The following is a 15,414-nucleotide window of genomic DNA, read 5'->3' as shown; positions in this document are numbered from 1 at the left end:
AGGCGCGCCACGCACCTCAGCCGACTACCGAGCAGCCCCCGGCCAGGTCACGAAGCCGAGACACTCCCCCTCAACAGCACCACGCTGGAAGCGGACTCCGCACCGACGAGGAACGTGCGACCCGAAGCCCTGTCGAACCGAGCGGGCTCACTGACGGCGCGAGCCTACGAGCGCCGTCAGTGAACCCGCCGGAACACGGGGCAAGGGAGAATCAAAACGTCTTGGCGTCGATCACGAACCGGTACTTCACGTCGGAGCCGACGACGCGGTCGTAGGCCTCGTTGATGGTGTCGGCGTTGATGAGTTCGATTTCGGCGGTGACGTCGTGCTCGGCGCAGAAGTCGATCATTTCCTGCGTTTCGCGGATGCCGCCGATGTTGGAGCCGGTGACGGACTTGCGGCCGAGGATGACGTTGGCCGCGTTGAACTCGAGGTTGTCCATGGGCAGGCCGAGCATGACGAGGGCGCCGTGGGGGCGCAGCGCGGCGAGGTAGTGGCGCACGTTGATGGGTGCGGACACGGTGTTGAGGATGACGTCGAATTCGCCGCGACGCTTCTTGACGGCGTCGGGGTCTTCGGTCGTCGCGATCCAGTCGGTGGCGCCGTAGCGGCGTCCGTCCTCTTCCTTGGAGCGGGTCTGGGAGATGACGGTGACGTCGGCGCCCATGGCCTTGGCGAGCTTGACGGCGACGTGGCCGAGCCCGCCCATCCCGACGACGGCGACCTTGGAGCCTTCCTTGACGCCCCAGGTGCGAAGCGGCGAATAGGTGGTGATGCCGGCGCACAGCAGCGGGGTGGCGGCTGCGGCGTCGAGGCTTTCGGGGATGTGGATGGCGAAGGCTTCGGAGACGACGATCTGCGTCGAGTAGCCGCCGGCGGTGGGCGTGCCGTCGAAGCGGTCGATGCCGTTGTAGGTGCCGACGGAGTTCGGGCAGTTGTTCTCCTCGCCGGCGAGGCACCACTCGCACTCGCGGCAGGAGTCGACGAGGCAGCCGACGCCGGCGCGCTCGCCGACGGTGAACTTCGTGACGTCGGAGCCGACCTCGGTGACGCGACCGATGATCTCGTGGCCGGTCACCATCGGGAAGGTGATCTTGCCCCACTCCTCGCGCACGGTGTGGATGTCGGAGTGGCAGATTCCGGCGAACTCGATTTCGATGCGGACGTCGTCGGGACGCAGGTCTCGGCGCTCGACGGTGCCCTTCTCGAGGGGGGCGTCGGCGGCAACGGCCTGGTAGCAGGCAACAGCTGTGGTCATGGCCGTGACGTTACGCCGACCGGCGGTGATACGCATTCTCACGAAGAGGTCAGGACGGCGGAGTCCTCATTCGATGGCACCAACCGACGACCACCTCCGTAGGAAAGAAATCCGCCCTTCATGTGCGCAAGCTCGGGGCTTGGGCACACGAAGGGCGGATTCCACACCGTGCAGTGTCAGAGGGCTACGACTCAGCGCTCCTCCTTGTCTTGAGCGCTTCGTCAACACTCGTGTCGCACCGAGCGGGGCGGCTGAGCCTGCGAAGCCACCCCGCCGGAAGACGCGGCGAAAGGTACGACTCAGCGCTCCTCACTTTTCTCGAGCGCTTCGTCATCGCTCACTTCGGCAGGATCCTCGCTTCGCTGCGGTCCTACCTCCGTTCGCTTGATCCTCAGCGCTCCTCGTCACCGCGGATGAAGGCCTCCAACATCTCGCGGCCGACGGTGTCTTCGCGCTGCTCCGGCGGGCTCTTCATGAGGTAGCTCGACGCCGACAGGAGCGGGCCACCGACGCCGCGGTCCTTGGCGATCTTCGCGGCGCGGATGGCGTCGATGATGATGCCGGCCGAGTTCGGCGAGTCCCACACCTCGAGCTTGTATTCGAGGTTCAGGGGCACGTCACCGAACGCGCGACCCTCGAGGCGCACGTACGCCCACTTGCGGTCGTCGAGCCACGCGACGTAGTCGCTCGGGCCGATGTGCACGTTCTTGTCGTCGATTTTGCCCGCGAGCGAACCCGACAGGTTCGACGTGACGGCCTGCGTCTTCGAGACCTTCTTCGACTCGAGGCGCTCGCGCTCGAGCATGTTCTTGAAGTCCATGTTGCCGCCGACGTTCAGCTGGTACGTGCGGTCGAGGGCGACGCCGCGGTCTTCGAACAGCTTCGCCATGACGCGGTGCGTGATCGTCGCGCCGACCTGGCTCTTGATGTCGTCACCGATGATCGGCACACCGGCGTCCTCGAACCTCTTCGCCCACTCCGGGTCGGAGGCGATGAAGACCGGCAGCGCGTTGACGAAGGCGACGCCCGCGTCGATCGCGCACTGCGCGTAGAACTTGTCGGCCGTCTCCGAGCCGACCGGCAGGTAGGAGACGAGGACGTCGACCTTCGCGTCCTTGAGCGCCTGGACGACGTCGACCGGCTCGGCGTCCGACTCGTCGATCGTCAGCGCGTAGTACTTGCCCACGCCGTCGAGCGTGTGACCGCGCTGCACCGTGACGCCCGTGGGCGGCACGTCGGCGATCTTGATCGTGTTGTTCTCCGAGTTGTTGATCGCCTCGGAAAGGTCGAAGCCGACCTTCTTCGCGTCGACGTCGAACGCAGCGACGAACTCGACGTCACCGACGTGGTAGTCACCGAACGTCACGTGCATGAGACCCGGCACGTGCGCGTCCGGGGAAGCGTTCTTGTAGTACTCGACGCCCTGAACCAGCGAACTGGCGCAGTTGCCGACGCCGACGATGGCGACGCGGATGGAACCCATGGAACTCACTCCTGATGGACGAGCCCCCAGAGGAAATGTGGTCAGACCTCGGAGGACAGCGGGCGCGGATCGGCAACGGCCTTCCGCTCGATCTCGATGAGTTCGTTCACCCAGCCCACTTCACGCTCCGTGGACTCCACGTCGTGGCGGAACAGCTCCGCGATGTAGGAGTCACGCGTACTGCGACTGTCACGCGCCTGTTCGCGGGAGCGTTCGAGACGCTCCTGCAGACGCAGGCGTCGCCCCTCCAGGATGCGCAGGCGCACCTCGGCGCTCGCGCGGGAGAAGAAGGCGAAATGCACGTCGAAGTTGTCGTCGTCCCAGGAAGCCGGGCCGGAGCGCGACAACTGATCGGCGAAGACGTCACGGCCCTCGTCCGTGATCTCGTACGTGATACGCGGGCGACGCCCCCCGGGCGCGAACGACGCGCTTTCGGTGATGAGGCCCTTGCGCGACAGCTTCGCGAGGCACGGGTACAGCGACCCGTAGCTCACGACACGGAAGGCACCGAGCACACCGGTGAGTCGCTTACGCAGCTCGTACCCGTGCAGCGGTGCTTCGTGCAGCAGCCCGAGAACAGCGAATTCGAGCACTGTGCCACGGCGTGACATGCGCTTCTCCTTCGTCTGGCCGGGTGGCGTGGCCATCCCCGCGTCCGATGCGAACGCTCATTCTTTCAAGAACGGCCACTGACGGGAAATGGCGAGCGGGTGAACGCTCGTCGACAGTTCTAGCAGATATATCGACTCGACATATCGAAAACGCGACGCCGAGTCCCTGGCAGTTCGCTGAGTCCCTCAATGTCGAACCTCATCGAGGTGGGTGAGCGCGGTCCGCCGCCATGAATGAACTCGACGCGCGACGCAGGTGGCCGCGATGTGCCTCGCTGCGCTCAGGCGAGGCAGAGCGCGGCCAGGGCGCCGCCGATCATGAACGGCCCGAAGGGCATTCGCGCGCTCCGGCCTCGACCCCGGAGCATGAGGACAACACCCCACAGGCCACCGAGGAGGAAAGCGCCGAACGCGCCCGCCGCCCACGTCTCCCACCCGACCCAACCGAGCAGGCCACCGAGGGAGGGGGCCAGCTTCACGTCTCCCAGGCCCATGCCACGCCCACCACCGAGCAGGGCCAGCGCAAGGTAGAACAGCCCGAGCAAGGCTGCCCCGGCCAGCGCCCGCCGTGCTTCGAGCCAGCCGGCGGATGACGTCGCCAGCGTCGCGAGGGCGAGGCCGCAGGTCGTCACGACGACGCACGCCAGGGTGAGGCGATTGGGCAGGCGGTGTTCGTCGAGATCGACGAGGGTGAGCGCGAGTAGGAGGGGCAGCACGAGGAGCAGGGCCGTGGCGAAACCCGGCGCCTCGTTCCACCAGCGCCCGACGATGCCCCCCGCGGCTACGAGCGCAGCGACCGCGAGCAGGGCCTCCCGGTCGCGTCGACGCTCGTACGCCGCTTCCGAACCGGGCATTGCGACCTCCGGGACGACATGACGCGTCATGAGCGCGAGGGCGCCCGCAAGGAACAACGCAGCACCCACCCAGCCCCAGAGCATGTCGTGAAGTGTGTCAGCGACCGTCGGCGCGTTGGCCGTTTGGCCACAAGCGATTTCACTGCAGAAACACCGACGGCCGCACCCCATGTGGGGTGCGGCCGTCGTTGACCAGCCTCGAGATCCGTCAGGCGTGGACGTGTTCGACCTCTCCGCCCTCGGCGGCAATCCGCTTGTTGCGGCGTACCGACGCGAGGAAAGCGGCACCGATGAAACCGACGCCGATGAGGCCGGTGATGACCTCGGGCACCTCGTGCTTGATGCTGATGAACAGGATCGTCGCAAGCGCCCCGATGGCCCACATGGCGCCGTGCTCGAGGTAGGCGTAGTCGTCGAGCGTGCCCTGACGCACGAGGTAGACCGTGAGCGAACGGATCCACATGGCGCCGACGCCGAGGCCGACGGCGATGATGAAGATGTCCTGGCTGATGGCGAAGGCGCCGATGACGCCGTCGAACGAGAACGACGCGTCGAGCACCTCGAGGTACATGAAGAGGAAGAACGCGGCCTTGCCCGCGGCCTTGCCGACACCGGGCAGTTCCTTCCCGTCCTTGCCGTTTTCGGCACTCTCCTTGCTGTCGGCCTCCGCCTCGTCGGCGTCGTCCGCGGCGTCGTGTTCGGCCAGGCCCTGCTGCTCGAACAGGTCGCCCAGACCACCGACGAGCAGGTACGTCATGACGCCGAGCACCCCGGAGAACAGGACGGTTCCTGCGTCCTCTGCGAGGAACTGCGAGGCGAGCACGAGCACGAGGAGCGCCACGACGACGGAGAGCTGGTCGAGCTTGCCGATCTTCGCGAGCGGACGCTCGATGGGCTTCAGCCACTTCACCTTGTGGTCCTCGAACACGAAGTTGAGGAACAGCATGAGCAGGAAGGAACCACCGAAGGCCGCAATGCTCGGGTGAGCCTCGTGCAGCATGTAGGCGTACGTGCCGGGCGTCTCCTGGTCACCGCCCTTGATGGCGAGGTCGATGGCCTTCATCGGGCCGACGCCACCCGTCAGGCAGACGATGAGCAGCGGGAACACGAGGCGCATACCGAAGACGGCGATGAGGATGCCGACCGTGAGGAAGATCTTCTGCCAGAACGCGTTCATCCGCTTGAGGATCGTCGCGTTGACGACGGCGTTGTCGAAGCTGAGCGAGACCTCGAGCACGATGAGGATGGCGACGATGGCCAGGCCGGAGACTCCCCCGAGGAAGAAACCGCCGACGAGGCCGGCGACCGTGATGGCCACCGACCATCCGAACGTCTTGAGAAGCATGGAGAACACTTTCCGGGGAGCGGGCACGAACCGGGCACACCCGACCCTGGGAAAAGGGCATGCGGGGGCTCTTGAACACCCAGCGTAGCGCCGACACGCCTGAGCCCCATCGTCCGACGATGTGTGTGCGCCCACGCAGACACGTCGAACCGCGACAACCGCTCCACCTGCGGGAACGCCCCGCACCACAGGCTCGTTGTCGGGTGGGTGGACTAGGCTCGAAGACGAGCTCCTTCATTCGCCCTGAACCTTCGCAGGAGAGGCACGATGACGAACCCCGGACAGCAGCCGTACCAGGATCCGAATCAGCAGTACGGCGGGCCCCAGGCACAGCCTCAGCAGGCTCCCCAGGCCCAGCAGGCCCCCGAGCCCGAGACGATGCTGGCGCCGCCGAAGGCCGTCGACCTCGTCGAGCCGGAGAAGGCCGCGGCGATGGTGCCCATCGACGAGCAGGCCAAGCAGGTGGCCACCACCGAGGCCACGCAGACGGTCGCGCGCTTCGAGGAGATCGACCCGAACGACCCGCAGTTCCGTGCGCGGCTCAAGGAGATCACCAACATGGGCCGCGAGGAGTCCATGAAGGCGACGCAGGTGAGCAACTCGATCCTGCAGCGCCCCTCCCTCGCGGGTAAGGACTCGTCGCAGACGAAGGTGGGCAACACCCTCGTCGAACTGCGCCAGACGATCACCGACCTCGACCCGCACCGCGCCGACCTCAAGGGCGCGAAGAAGGTGCTCAAGTGGCTGCCGGGCGGCGACAAGGTCGACCGCTACTTCATGAAGTACCAGTCGAGCCAGACGCACCTGAACTCGATCATCGCCGCGCTCGAATCGGGTCAGGACGACCTGCGCAAGGACAACGCGGGCATCCAGCTCGAGCAGACGCGTCTGTGGGACGCGCTTCTGCGTCTGCGTGAACTCGACGAGAAGATGACGCAGCTCGACGGCGCGATCGAGCAGCGCGTGGCCGAACTGCAGGCGCGTGGCGACACGGAGAAGGCCGACGCCATGAAGTCGCAGGTGCTCTTCACGGTGCGCCAGCGTCGTCAGGACCTCGCGACGGAGATCGCCGTCGCGACGCAGGGCTACATGTCGCTCGGCCTCGTGCTGCAGAACAACGACCAGCTCATCCAGGCCGTCGACCGCGCGAAGTCGACCACGGTCGCCGCGCTGTACACGGCCGTCATCGTCTCCGAGGCGCTGGCTCGCCAGAAGCTCGTGCTCGACCAGATCAACGCACTGCGCTCGACCACGTCGAACATGATCGAGGCCACGAGCAAGCAGCTGCGCACGCAGGGTGCGGAGATCAACGCGAAGTCGACCGAGTCGCTCGTCGAGGTGGAGAAGTTGGAGAACGCGTTCACCAACGTCTTCGCCACGATGGACGCCATCGACTCCTACCGCGCCGCCGCCACCGACTCGATGGCGCAGACGATCTCGTCGCTGCAGACGCAGATCAAGCGCGCCGAGCCGTACATGGAGCGTGCGCGCAAGGAGCAGATCGAGAGCAACGAGTCGCGTAACAGCGGTCAGCTGCCGGGCCGTTCCTGAGGTGATCTGACGTGGGGTGGTTCTCGCGCGACGAACCGCAGCGCCCGAGCGGCCCGACGCCCGGAACCGTCGACGCCGTCGGTGCTGCGCTCGTGCCGTACGTGCGGTGGTTGCGTTCGCTCGGCAGTCAGGTGCCCGGGCGGGCCATGGTGTTGTGCCGGCTCATCGGCGACCACCTGGAGGACGTCGTGGGCGACCCGTCGGCCAAGTTGCTCGACGTGCAGACGCTCGTCACGTTGGAGCGCACCGCGAGTGCCCACGTGCCCGACACGATCAACGCCTACCTGGCCGCGCGCGGCGTCAGCGGGGCGCAGGACATGCTCATCCGGCAACTGACGACGATCGAGGGCGTCGCGGCGTCGGCTGCGAAGCGTTCGATCGAGAGTGCCCGTGACGCCCTGGAGATCCAGGGCGCGTTCCTCGAGGAGAAGTTCGGACATGCCTGACACGACGAATCTGGCTCCCGGAGACGGCCTCCCGCTCGGGCGTGACGCCGGTGTGCGCGTGCTGTCGATCGACGTGCGCTGGAACACGGGTACCGAGACGGCGCTGTCGGAACGCATCGGGCTGGCCGCCATGCCCCTCGTGCGCGACCGGGTCGAGAGCCGCGAGCACGTCGTTCACTCGAACCAGCCGGCCACGCCGGACGAGACGACGCGGCTGGGGGCGTCGAACGGCGTTGTCGAGGTCGACCTCGCCGCGGCGCCGGCGGACGTCGAGCGCGTCGTCGTGCTTGCGTTCGTCCACCCGCGGGCCAACGCGTCGAAGCGCACCCTCGACGAGGTGAGCGACCTGTCGATCACGTTCCGTGACGACTCGTCCGGCCGCGAGATCGCGCGCACGGACAACCTGGCGCGCGCCATCGGTCCGGTGACGGCCGCCGCCGTCGCCGAGGTCGTGCGGGACGGTGACGGGTGGCGCGTCAACGTCTCCGCGCGTGGTTTCGAGGCCGGGCTCGACGGCGCGCTGCAGCAGGCGGGGAGCCGGCTGTGACGCTGCAGCCCCCTCCTGGCTACAACTCGGGTGACGCGGCGCGTCACGCACCCTCACCCCAGCCCGCCCCGGTGCCGCCGCAGGCGCCCGAGGCAGCCGCGCGTCCGAGCGACGTCCCCGACGCGCAGCTCGGCAACCCTGACGGCGCGTGGTTGCGCGTCATCAGCGCGGAGCCGAGCCCGGTGCATCTGTCCGACAGTCAGCAGGGCGAGCGCGTCGAGACGGGTGAGATCGAGGCGGAGGCACCGAGCGCGGCGCCCACGCAGAGCCTCGGTGGGTCGTGGGGCGGCAGCGAGCCGTCCCCTGCGTCGAGCAGCTCAGTGGCTGCGCCCCGGCACAACACTGGACGCAAGAGTGTCGATGTCGTGCCTGCGCGCCGTCGACCGTCGCGGCCGCCACAGGGCATCAGCGTCGTCGGTGGGCGCACCGTGAAGCTGCACCGCGTCGTGGCGCTCGACCGGTTGGCGTCGGGCATCGGCTACCTCACGGTCGAGTGGCGCGTGCGTCAGCGCGGGTTCGACCTGCTGGCGCTGCAGGACGGTTCAACCGTGGCGGCCCGCGCCAACACCCTGACGATCGACCTCACGCAGCCGATGAACCGCGTCCTCATCGCCACGGGCACGCAGGGCACGATGCCTGTGCCCGCCTCGGAACTGCGCGTGAGCAACGGCTCGACGCAGGTCATCATCCCCATCGACGGCGGCACGAGCCTCGGCGTCTGGCCGCGGCTGACCCTGACGCGGGTGGACGAGTTCGTCGTCATCCGCCACGAGCACGACCCGCTCTCGGGCATCCTCTCGGCCGTTGCGGGCGCGTACGGCTACGACGAGCGCAACTTCGTCCTCGCCCACTCGCACGTGCTGCGCTGACGCCGGCGGCCTGAACGCACGAGTGCCCCGGAATCGCCGAGCGATCCGGGGCACTTCGGTATGGGGCGTCAGTCGACGTCGAGTGGTGAGGTGCTCACCGTGACGTCGTCCTTGCGCAGTTCGTGCTCGAGGGCCTCGAGTTCGGAGACGCCGGCCATCTGGGCGGTCAGCTCGTCGAGGCTGACCTCGTCCTTCGACGCGTCGAGCGCCACACGGCCGAGCTTGAGCACGACGAAGTGGTTGCCCACGAGGTAGGCGTGGTGCGGGTTGTGCGTGATGAGGACGACGCCCAGGCCCGCGTCGCGCGCCGCCTGGATGTACTTGAGCACGACGCCGGACTGCTTGACGCCGAGCGCCGCCGTCGGCTCGTCGAGGATGATGACCTTCGCGCCGAAGTAGATGGCACGCGCAATGGCGATGCACTGCTTCTGACCACCCGAAAGCCCACCGACCGGACGGTCGAGGTCGGGGATGACGATGCCCATCTTCGTCAGCTCTTCGCCGCAGATGGCCTTCATTTTCTTGATGTCGAGCACGCCGAACGGGCCGCGCGTCAGCTCGTTGCCGAGGAAGAAGTTGCGCCACACCGACTGCAGCGGAGCGAGCGCGAGGTCCTGATACACCGTGGCGATACCCGACGCCAGCGACTGGCGCGGCGAGCTGAAGTGCCGCTCGTCGCCGGCCACGAGCATCGTGCCCGACGTGTAGTCGTGCAGGCCCGACATGATCTTGATGAGCGTCGACTTACCGGCGCCGTTGTCGCCGAGCACGCACGTCACTTCGCCCGGGCGGACGGTGAGGTCGACGCCGCGCAGTGCGTCGACGTTGCCGTACGCCTTGCCGACGTCGAGGAGCTGCACGAGCGCGTCGGGGTCGGCGACGTCGTCGCTCGTCACCCGGCCAGCCGGCGTCGAGTCGATCGGCGCGTTCTCACGCTCCGCGGGCGTCTCGGCAGTTTCACGTGAAACGGCGTCGCACTTCGTCGCGTCGGTGCCGTCGACCGGCAGACTTCCGGGCCGCTCGGCGTGCTCGCCGCCGACACTACCCTTGCCGGGCTTCTCGGGCTGCCCCGTCTTGATGCGGATCATCGTGAGTCCGCCTTTCGCTTGACGAAGGTGTTGAGCAGCGTGGCCGCGAGGAGCATGACGCCGAGGAACGCCTTGAACCAGTCGGGGTTCCAGCCCGCGTAGTTGATGCCGAGCTGCGTCATGCCGAACATGAGCGCGCCGAGGCTGGCGCCCACCGCCGAGCCGTAGCCGCCGGTGAGCAGGCAGCCACCGACGACTGCGGCGATGATGAAGATGAACTCGTTGCCGATGCCCTCACCGGACTGGACGCGGTTGAACGCGAAGAGCAGGTGCATGCCCGACAGCCAGGCGCAGAAGCCGATGAACATGTAGAGGCCGATGCGAACCTTCCACACCGGCACGCCGACCGCGCGAGCGGCCTTCTCGTCGTCACCGATGGCGAAGATCCAGTTGCCGATCTTGGTGCGCAGCAGGACGAACGCGGCGATCACGGTGAGGATGATCCAGAAGATGATCGGGATCTTGATGTTGACGGGGCCGATCGAGAACGACGCTCCGAAGATCGCCTTCGCCGAGTCGAAGCCGGCCATGTCGCTGATGTCGTTGCTCGCCACGCCGCCGGTGACGGCGCGCGTCAGGCCGAGGTTGACGCCTTGGAGGACGAAGAACGTCGCCAGGGTGATGAGGAAGCTCGGCAACCCGCTGCGGTTGAGCATGAAACCGTTGATCGCGCCGATCGCGAGCGCGATGAGGAGGCTCAGCCCGACGGCGGCCCACACGTGGAAGTTGAAGTACCAGGCGAGCAACGACGCCGACATTCCGGCGGTCGTGACGGCGACACCTGCGGAGAGGTCGAACTCGCCGGCGACCATGAGCAGCGCCACGGGCACGGCCATGATGCCGATGGTTGCGGCCTGGTAGAGGATCGTGCCGGTGTTCGCCATGTGGCGGAACGGCTCGGCCACGATGAGGAAGAACAGGGCGATCGCGAGAACGCCGAAGAGCGAGCCGATCTCGGGGCGGGAGAGGTATCGCGCCAGAACGTGGCGGTTCCTCACCCGGTCGTCGGCAGCGCTCGACGAGTCGCTCGAAGTGGCAGGAGTCGACACGCGGAACTCCCTTTCGGATGTGCGGGCATGGCGAAGGGGCGCCCTCGCCGTCCTTTATCGTAGGTCACGCGTGTATCGACTCGATACATTTCGTCGTCAGCGGGTCGGCCTCCCGGCCGGTGTCACTGCAGGACGACGAGCACGTCACCTTCCTGCACGACGTCACCGGGCTCCACGCGGATCTCGACGACCGTGCCGGGTTCCTCGGGCACGACCGGGATCTCCATCTTCATCGACTCGAGGAGCACGAGCTCCTCACCGGCCTCGACCTTCTGCCCGACGCGCACCGCGACGGAGTGAACGTTGGCGACGAGGTCGGAAGCGATGTGTTGGGCGGCCATGCTGGCATCGTCGCAGAGCCGATCGGTTACCCGCGCGTCCCACCGACGAGTAACTGTGGACGCGTCACACCCCAAGGCGCAGGCGAGACGTCGAACCCGTCGAGCCTCACCCACGACGATGCCCGCCGCCCTCGACGTGAGGTGCGGCGGGCATCGTCAGGCGTGATGCGTCCGGGTGAGGGTCAGCGGCGACCGCTCTTGGCGTACTTCTCCACGTCGGCCACGTTGTTCTTGTCGATGAACGCGGGGCCGGTGAGCACCGGCTGGCCACCACCGACGATGTTGCCGTTGTTCTTGCGCAGCCACAGCGAGTCGACGGCGAGGTAACCCTGGAGGTACGGCTGCTGGTCAACAGCCCACTGCACGGAGCCGTTCTTGATCGCGCCGATGACCTCGCTCGAGGTGTCGAACGTGAACACCTTGGCCTTGGAACCGGATTCCTTGACCGACTTCGTCGCCGTCATCGCGTACGGACCACCGAGGGCGAGCACGGAGTCGATCGTCTTGTCCTGCTGCAGCTTGCTCGTGATGGCGCTCTGCACGCTCGGCATGTCCTTGCCGTTGACGTAGAAGTTCTCCGTCTGCGCGAACTTGCTCTTCACACCGGCGCAGCGGTCGGTGTGGCCGACGTTGCCCTGCTCGTGGATGACGCACAGAACCTTCTTCGCGCCACCGGACTTGAGCTTGTCGCCCGCGGCCTCACCGGCGATCTTCTCGTCCTGGCCGTAGTAGCTCTCGACGCCCATCTTCTTCCAGTCGTCGAGACCACCGTTGAGGGCGACGACCGGAATGCCGGCCTTGCGGGCGGCGTCGACGGCGCTCTTCATCGCGTCAGGCTTCGACAGGGTGACGGCGATGCCGTCGACCTTCTTGTCGATGGCCTGCTGCACGAGGTTCGCCTGCTTCGGGCCGTCGGGGTCGGCCGTGTACTCGAGCTTGACGTTGTCCTTGGCCGCCGCGTCCTCGGCGCCCTTGCGGACGATGTCCCAGAACGTGTCGCCCGGGCCGGAGTGCGTGATGAGCGCAACCGTCATGCGCGGCGTCGTGGCCTTGCCGGCGTTCATCGACGCCTGCTCCTCGGCCTTGCGGCCACCCGTCGCACTGCAGGCGGTGAGCGACGTGGCGAGGACGGCGACGGCCGCCATCGACAGGGACTTACGCATGGGCGTTCCTTCCAGAACAGGCCGAACACATGTGCGGCCAGAGGTATCGCCGTCCATTGTGCACCACGCAATGTCTCGGTTCGATACATCCGGAGTCCGCCGGGGAGTCCTCCTGTGCGCACGCTGCCGCGTTACGTTGAAGACATGACGCAGAGCCAGACCCACGGATTGCCCTCTTGGCCCACCGACGCGGCCGCGGAGTTCAACGCCGCGATGACGCTGGCCGACTCGGCCGCCGCCTACATTCGGGCCGCCTCCGGCGTCGAGTACGTCGACGCTCTCCTCATCCTCGGCACGGGATGGCGCGGAGCCTTGGACGCGCTGACGGGGACTTCCGCCGCAGACGAGAGCGACGCCGACGGTTTCACGGGAAACATCGACGCAGAGACGTCGGTCGAGGTGCTGTGGCGTGCCGACGCACCGTCCGTGCCGGGCTTCGTCGAGCCCGCGGCTGAGGACAACCATGCCGAACTTCTCCTCGTGCGGATCGGTTCGGACGATCCCGGCGACGTGGCCGGCGATGTGCGCCACGTCCTCGTCCAGACCGGGCGAGCGCACCTCTACGACGGGTACGGGGTGCACGCCGTCGTCCACCCCATTCGGGTTGCGGCGGCACTCAACGCCGAGCGTGTCGTGTTCACGAGTGACTGCGGCTCGCTGCGCGACGACATCGCCCCCGGCACCGTGCTCATCATTCGTGACCACCTCAACCCAACGTTCGCGACGCCGCTCGTCGGCTCGGCGAAGTTCGCGGACCTGCGCGGCATGTGGTCGCAGAACCTTGCCGAACTCGCCCGTGAGCACGAGCCGTCTCTGCGTGACGCGTGCTTCGCGTTCGTTCCCGGGCCGCAGTATCAGACCCCGTCCGAGGTGAAGATGCTGCGCAACGCCGGGGCGGACTGCGTCGGGATGTCGACCGTGCTGGGTGCCCTTGCGGCCCGCGAGCGCGGCATGGAGATGGTCGGCCTGTCGGTCGTGTCGTCGGCCGAAACGAACGACGATCCGAACGACCCCTTGGCCGTGCTGCGGGAAGCGCGGCGTGCGACGGAGCGTCATGCGGGCCTGCTGCTGCACCTCGTGACGGTCGACTGATCGGCGACCGCCCCGACACGTCGTCGCGCCAGCAGTTCTCGGCACCCGCGCGCGTCGGCGAAGTACCCTGCGCAGCATGAACCTCTCGCTGCCCCGCCGCACCGTTGCCCTCGGCCTGCTCGCCGGTTCGCTCGCTCTCGCCGGATGCGGCAAGGACGACTCGTCGTCCGGCTCGTCGAGTTCGGGAGGCTCGGGCAGTGCGAATGCCTCGACGCAGTGCCCGCCGGCCGACGGTTCCGCGCAGAAGAAGCAGAGCTTCGACGACGCCCCGCCCATGTGCATCGACGCGAACAAGACCTACACCGCGACGATGACGACGGACGTCGGCGACGTCGTCATCACGCTGGATGCGAAGAAGGCACCGAAGACCGTCAACAACTTCGTCGTCCTCTCCCGCTACCACTTCTACGACGGCGTGAGCTTCCACCGCGTCATCCCCGGCTTCATGGCGCAGGGCGGCGACCCGAAGGGTGACGGCACGGGCGGGCCGGGCTACACGATCGAGGACGAGTTCCCGCAGGAGGGCGAGTATAAGGAGGGCTCGATCGCGATGGCGAACACGGGCCAGCCGAATTCGGGCGGCTCACAGTTCTTCATCGTCACCGGTGATTCCGGCACGGCCCTGCCGCCGCAGTACACGCTCTTCGGCCAGGTGAGCAAGGGCATGGACGTCGTGAAGAAGATCGAGGCCGACGGCAACCAGGACGGTTCACAGGAAGGCACGCCCGTGAAGAAGCACACGATCACGAGCGTGAAGATCGAGGAGAAGTGAGCCGCGAGTTGCCCGAGGAGCTCTACGACGAGGAATCCGACGGCGTCCGCCGCACGCTCGACGCCGGCGGACTGAGCACGAGAGACGTCGGCCGCACCAGCGGCCGGGCTTCAGACGTGGTCACGCTGCAACCGAGAGCGGGTCAGTCGACGTCGATGCGCGCCGCGAGTTCGGGGTAGGTGACGACGAGGCCGTGAGCGTCGACGGCGAGGTCGACGCTCACGTCACGCGTTGCCGAGCGGTAGTGCACGACGGAGACGACGCGATCGTCGAGGGCCGACGCGATGTCCGAGAGTCCCTCGGGGCCCGAGGAGTACACCTGCGCCGACGGGATGACGGCGAGGTCGGGCAACGACACCCACGCCGTCGTGATCGGACGCTCCCCGACGCCGGCCGCGTCCACGCCGAGCCGGCGGATCGGCATCGTGTTCGTCAGCGGGCACCCCGCTAGATCGACGTCGAGGGACTCGACGAAGAGTTCCAGCGCGTCATCTGCGATGCCGATCGGGCCGAAATCGCCCGGTACATCACCGGATTCGCCGCTCTCGCACCGCCACACGGAGCGCGACCCTTCGTCACGACGCCACAGATTGAGGTGGCGCTGCCACACCGGCTCGGGGGAGCCACCGGTCTCGTCGGGGGCGTCGAGATCCTCGGCCGCCGACGACGGCGCGTGGCCCTCGACGTCGACCGTGAACAGGCGCGTGCGCCAGGACGAGTCGACGACGAGATCCCACTGGGCGCGGTAGCGCTCCGTCGACTGCCGCCCCGTGGCGACGAAGCCGCCGTCGGCGTCGAACTCGACCGACGCGACGTCGAGACGCGACTCGTCGTCCAGCCCGCGCCAGACCACCTCAACCGTCGTCATCGCGCCACTCCCTCTCGCATCAGCAGATGACACATGCAGCCATCACGCTACGCACGCGACCTCGGCCGGCACCCGAA

General features: G+C 67.4%; 16 protein-coding genes. 6 read left to right on the top strand and 10 right to left on the bottom strand.

Going from position 1 to position 15,414, the window contains the following annotated elements:
* Positions 1-211: 211 nt before the first annotated feature.
* The 5 genes from EVU97_RS13670 to EVU97_RS13650 form a co-directional block, all read right to left on the bottom strand.
* Positions 212-1,258: an NAD(P)-dependent alcohol dehydrogenase gene (locus EVU97_RS13670; RefSeq protein ID WP_129666576.1), complete on the bottom strand. Its 1,047-nt coding sequence runs from the start codon at positions 1,256-1,258 to the stop codon at positions 212-214.
* 391 nt (positions 1,259-1,649) lie between these two features.
* Entirely contained in the window at positions 1,650-2,741 is a 1,092-nt protein-coding gene (locus EVU97_RS13665) for an inositol-3-phosphate synthase (protein WP_129666574.1), read from the bottom strand.
* Between the two features lie 41 nt (positions 2,742-2,782).
* Positions 2,783-3,388, bottom strand: coding sequence for a PadR family transcriptional regulator (locus EVU97_RS13660; protein ID WP_227484743.1), 606 nt, complete (start codon positions 3,386-3,388; stop codon positions 2,783-2,785).
* A 245-nt stretch (positions 3,389-3,633) separates the two neighbouring features.
* Positions 3,634-4,290, bottom strand: coding sequence for a prepilin peptidase (locus EVU97_RS13655; protein WP_052946852.1), 657 nt, complete (start codon positions 4,288-4,290; stop codon positions 3,634-3,636).
* Positions 4,291-4,414: 124 nt separating this feature from the next.
* Complete coding sequence (locus EVU97_RS13650; protein ID WP_047310881.1) at positions 4,415-5,551, bottom strand: DUF475 domain-containing protein; 1,137 nt, start codon at positions 5,549-5,551, stop codon at positions 4,415-4,417.
* Positions 5,552-5,818: 267 nt separating this feature from the next.
* Between EVU97_RS13650 and EVU97_RS13645 the strand changes: the two genes are divergently transcribed.
* Genes EVU97_RS13645 through EVU97_RS13630 form a run of 4 tightly spaced genes read left to right on the top strand, consistent with a single transcriptional unit; the run spans position 5,819 to position 8,964 of the window.
* The gene (locus EVU97_RS13645; protein WP_225911336.1) at positions 5,819-7,102 is read left to right on the top strand and encodes a toxic anion resistance protein; all 1,284 of its coding nucleotides are present in this window, start codon (positions 5,819-5,821) and stop codon (positions 7,100-7,102) included.
* 11 nt (positions 7,103-7,113) lie between these two features.
* Entirely contained in the window at positions 7,114-7,548 is a 435-nt protein-coding gene (locus EVU97_RS13640; protein ID WP_047310880.1) for a hypothetical protein, read from the top strand.
* Positions 7,541-8,095 (top strand): TerD family protein, encoded by a 555-nt coding sequence (locus EVU97_RS13635; RefSeq protein WP_047310879.1) that lies wholly within the window; start codon positions 7,541-7,543, stop codon positions 8,093-8,095. Before EVU97_RS13640 ends, EVU97_RS13635 begins: the two co-directional genes overlap by 8 nt.
* The gene (locus tag EVU97_RS13630) at positions 8,092-8,964 is read left to right on the top strand and encodes a hypothetical protein (RefSeq protein WP_129666572.1); all 873 of its coding nucleotides are present in this window, start codon (positions 8,092-8,094) and stop codon (positions 8,962-8,964) included. The genes EVU97_RS13635 and EVU97_RS13630 overlap by 4 nt, the downstream gene beginning before the upstream one ends.
* Before the next feature lie 68 nt (positions 8,965-9,032).
* Here EVU97_RS13630 and EVU97_RS13625 read toward each other — a convergent pair whose 3' ends face one another.
* From EVU97_RS13625 to EVU97_RS13610, 4 genes are all read right to left on the bottom strand, one after another.
* Entirely contained in the window at positions 9,033-10,052 is a 1,020-nt protein-coding gene (locus EVU97_RS13625) for an ATP-binding cassette domain-containing protein (RefSeq protein ID WP_129666570.1), read from the bottom strand.
* On the bottom strand, positions 10,049-11,101 hold the full coding sequence (locus EVU97_RS13620; protein WP_047310877.1) for an ABC transporter permease: 1,053 nt from the start codon (positions 11,099-11,101) through the stop codon (positions 10,049-10,051). Before EVU97_RS13620 ends, EVU97_RS13625 begins: the two co-directional genes overlap by 4 nt.
* Before the next feature lie 122 nt (positions 11,102-11,223).
* Positions 11,224-11,442 carry a biotin/lipoyl-binding carrier protein gene (locus EVU97_RS13615; protein WP_047310876.1) on the bottom strand — a complete coding sequence of 73 codons (219 nt, stop codon included), beginning with the start codon at positions 11,440-11,442 and terminating at the stop codon, positions 11,224-11,226.
* Between the two features lie 182 nt (positions 11,443-11,624).
* The gene (locus EVU97_RS13610) at positions 11,625-12,605 is read right to left on the bottom strand and encodes a sugar ABC transporter substrate-binding protein (RefSeq protein ID WP_047310875.1); all 981 of its coding nucleotides are present in this window, start codon (positions 12,603-12,605) and stop codon (positions 11,625-11,627) included.
* 144 nt (positions 12,606-12,749) lie between these two features.
* Here EVU97_RS13610 and EVU97_RS13605 point away from each other — a divergent pair, with 144 nt between their 5' ends.
* Positions 12,750-13,697: a purine-nucleoside phosphorylase gene (locus EVU97_RS13605; RefSeq protein WP_129666568.1), complete on the top strand. Its 948-nt coding sequence runs from the start codon at positions 12,750-12,752 to the stop codon at positions 13,695-13,697.
* A 76-nt stretch (positions 13,698-13,773) separates the two neighbouring features.
* Positions 13,774-14,469 carry a peptidylprolyl isomerase gene (locus tag EVU97_RS13600; RefSeq protein ID WP_129666566.1) on the top strand — a complete coding sequence of 232 codons (696 nt, stop codon included), beginning with the start codon at positions 13,774-13,776 and terminating at the stop codon, positions 14,467-14,469.
* Between the two features lie 142 nt (positions 14,470-14,611).
* Here the strand turns inward: EVU97_RS13600 and EVU97_RS13595 are convergent, their stop codons facing one another.
* The gene (locus EVU97_RS13595; RefSeq protein WP_129666564.1) at positions 14,612-15,337 is read right to left on the bottom strand and encodes a putative glycolipid-binding domain-containing protein; all 726 of its coding nucleotides are present in this window, start codon (positions 15,335-15,337) and stop codon (positions 14,612-14,614) included.
* Positions 15,338-15,414: the final 77 nt, after the last annotated feature.

This window comes from Dermacoccus sp. 147Ba, assembly GCF_004151355.1.
In the GTDB taxonomy this organism is placed as follows: Bacteria; Actinomycetota; Actinomycetes; order Actinomycetales; family Dermatophilaceae; genus Dermacoccus; species Dermacoccus abyssi.
The sequence above is the reverse complement of the archived record's forward strand: the minus strand, read 5'-3'. Positions and strand labels throughout refer to the sequence as shown.

Coding starts and splice junctions, on each gene's coding strand:
- EVU97_RS13670 (WP_129666576.1), bottom strand. CDS start 1,258: ATGACCACAGCTGTTGCCTGCTACCAGGCCGTTGCCGCCGACGCCCCC.
- EVU97_RS13665 (WP_129666574.1), bottom strand. CDS start 2,741: ATGGGTTCCATCCGCGTCGCCATCGTCGGCGTCGGCAACTGCGCCAGT.
- EVU97_RS13660 (WP_227484743.1), bottom strand. CDS start 3,388: ATGGCCACGCCACCCGGCCAGACGAAGGAGAAGCGCATGTCACGCCGT.
- EVU97_RS13655 (WP_052946852.1), bottom strand. CDS start 4,290: ATGCTCTGGGGCTGGGTGGGTGCTGCGTTGTTCCTTGCGGGCGCCCTC.
- EVU97_RS13650 (WP_047310881.1), bottom strand. CDS start 5,551: ATGCTTCTCAAGACGTTCGGATGGTCGGTGGCCATCACGGTCGCCGGC.
- EVU97_RS13645 (WP_225911336.1), top strand. CDS start 5,819: ATGACGAACCCCGGACAGCAGCCGTACCAGGATCCGAATCAGCAGTAC.
- EVU97_RS13635 (WP_047310879.1), top strand. CDS start 7,541: ATGCCTGACACGACGAATCTGGCTCCCGGAGACGGCCTCCCGCTCGGG.
- EVU97_RS13625 (WP_129666570.1), bottom strand. CDS start 10,052: ATGATCCGCATCAAGACGGGGCAGCCCGAGAAGCCCGGCAAGGGTAGT.
- EVU97_RS13615 (WP_047310876.1), bottom strand. CDS start 11,442: ATGGCCGCCCAACACATCGCTTCCGACCTCGTCGCCAACGTTCACTCC.
- EVU97_RS13610 (WP_047310875.1), bottom strand. CDS start 12,605: ATGCGTAAGTCCCTGTCGATGGCGGCCGTCGCCGTCCTCGCCACGTCG.
- EVU97_RS13605 (WP_129666568.1), top strand. CDS start 12,750: ATGACGCAGAGCCAGACCCACGGATTGCCCTCTTGGCCCACCGACGCG.
- EVU97_RS13600 (WP_129666566.1), top strand. CDS start 13,774: ATGAACCTCTCGCTGCCCCGCCGCACCGTTGCCCTCGGCCTGCTCGCC.
- EVU97_RS13595 (WP_129666564.1), bottom strand. CDS start 15,337: ATGACGACGGTTGAGGTGGTCTGGCGCGGGCTGGACGACGAGTCGCGT.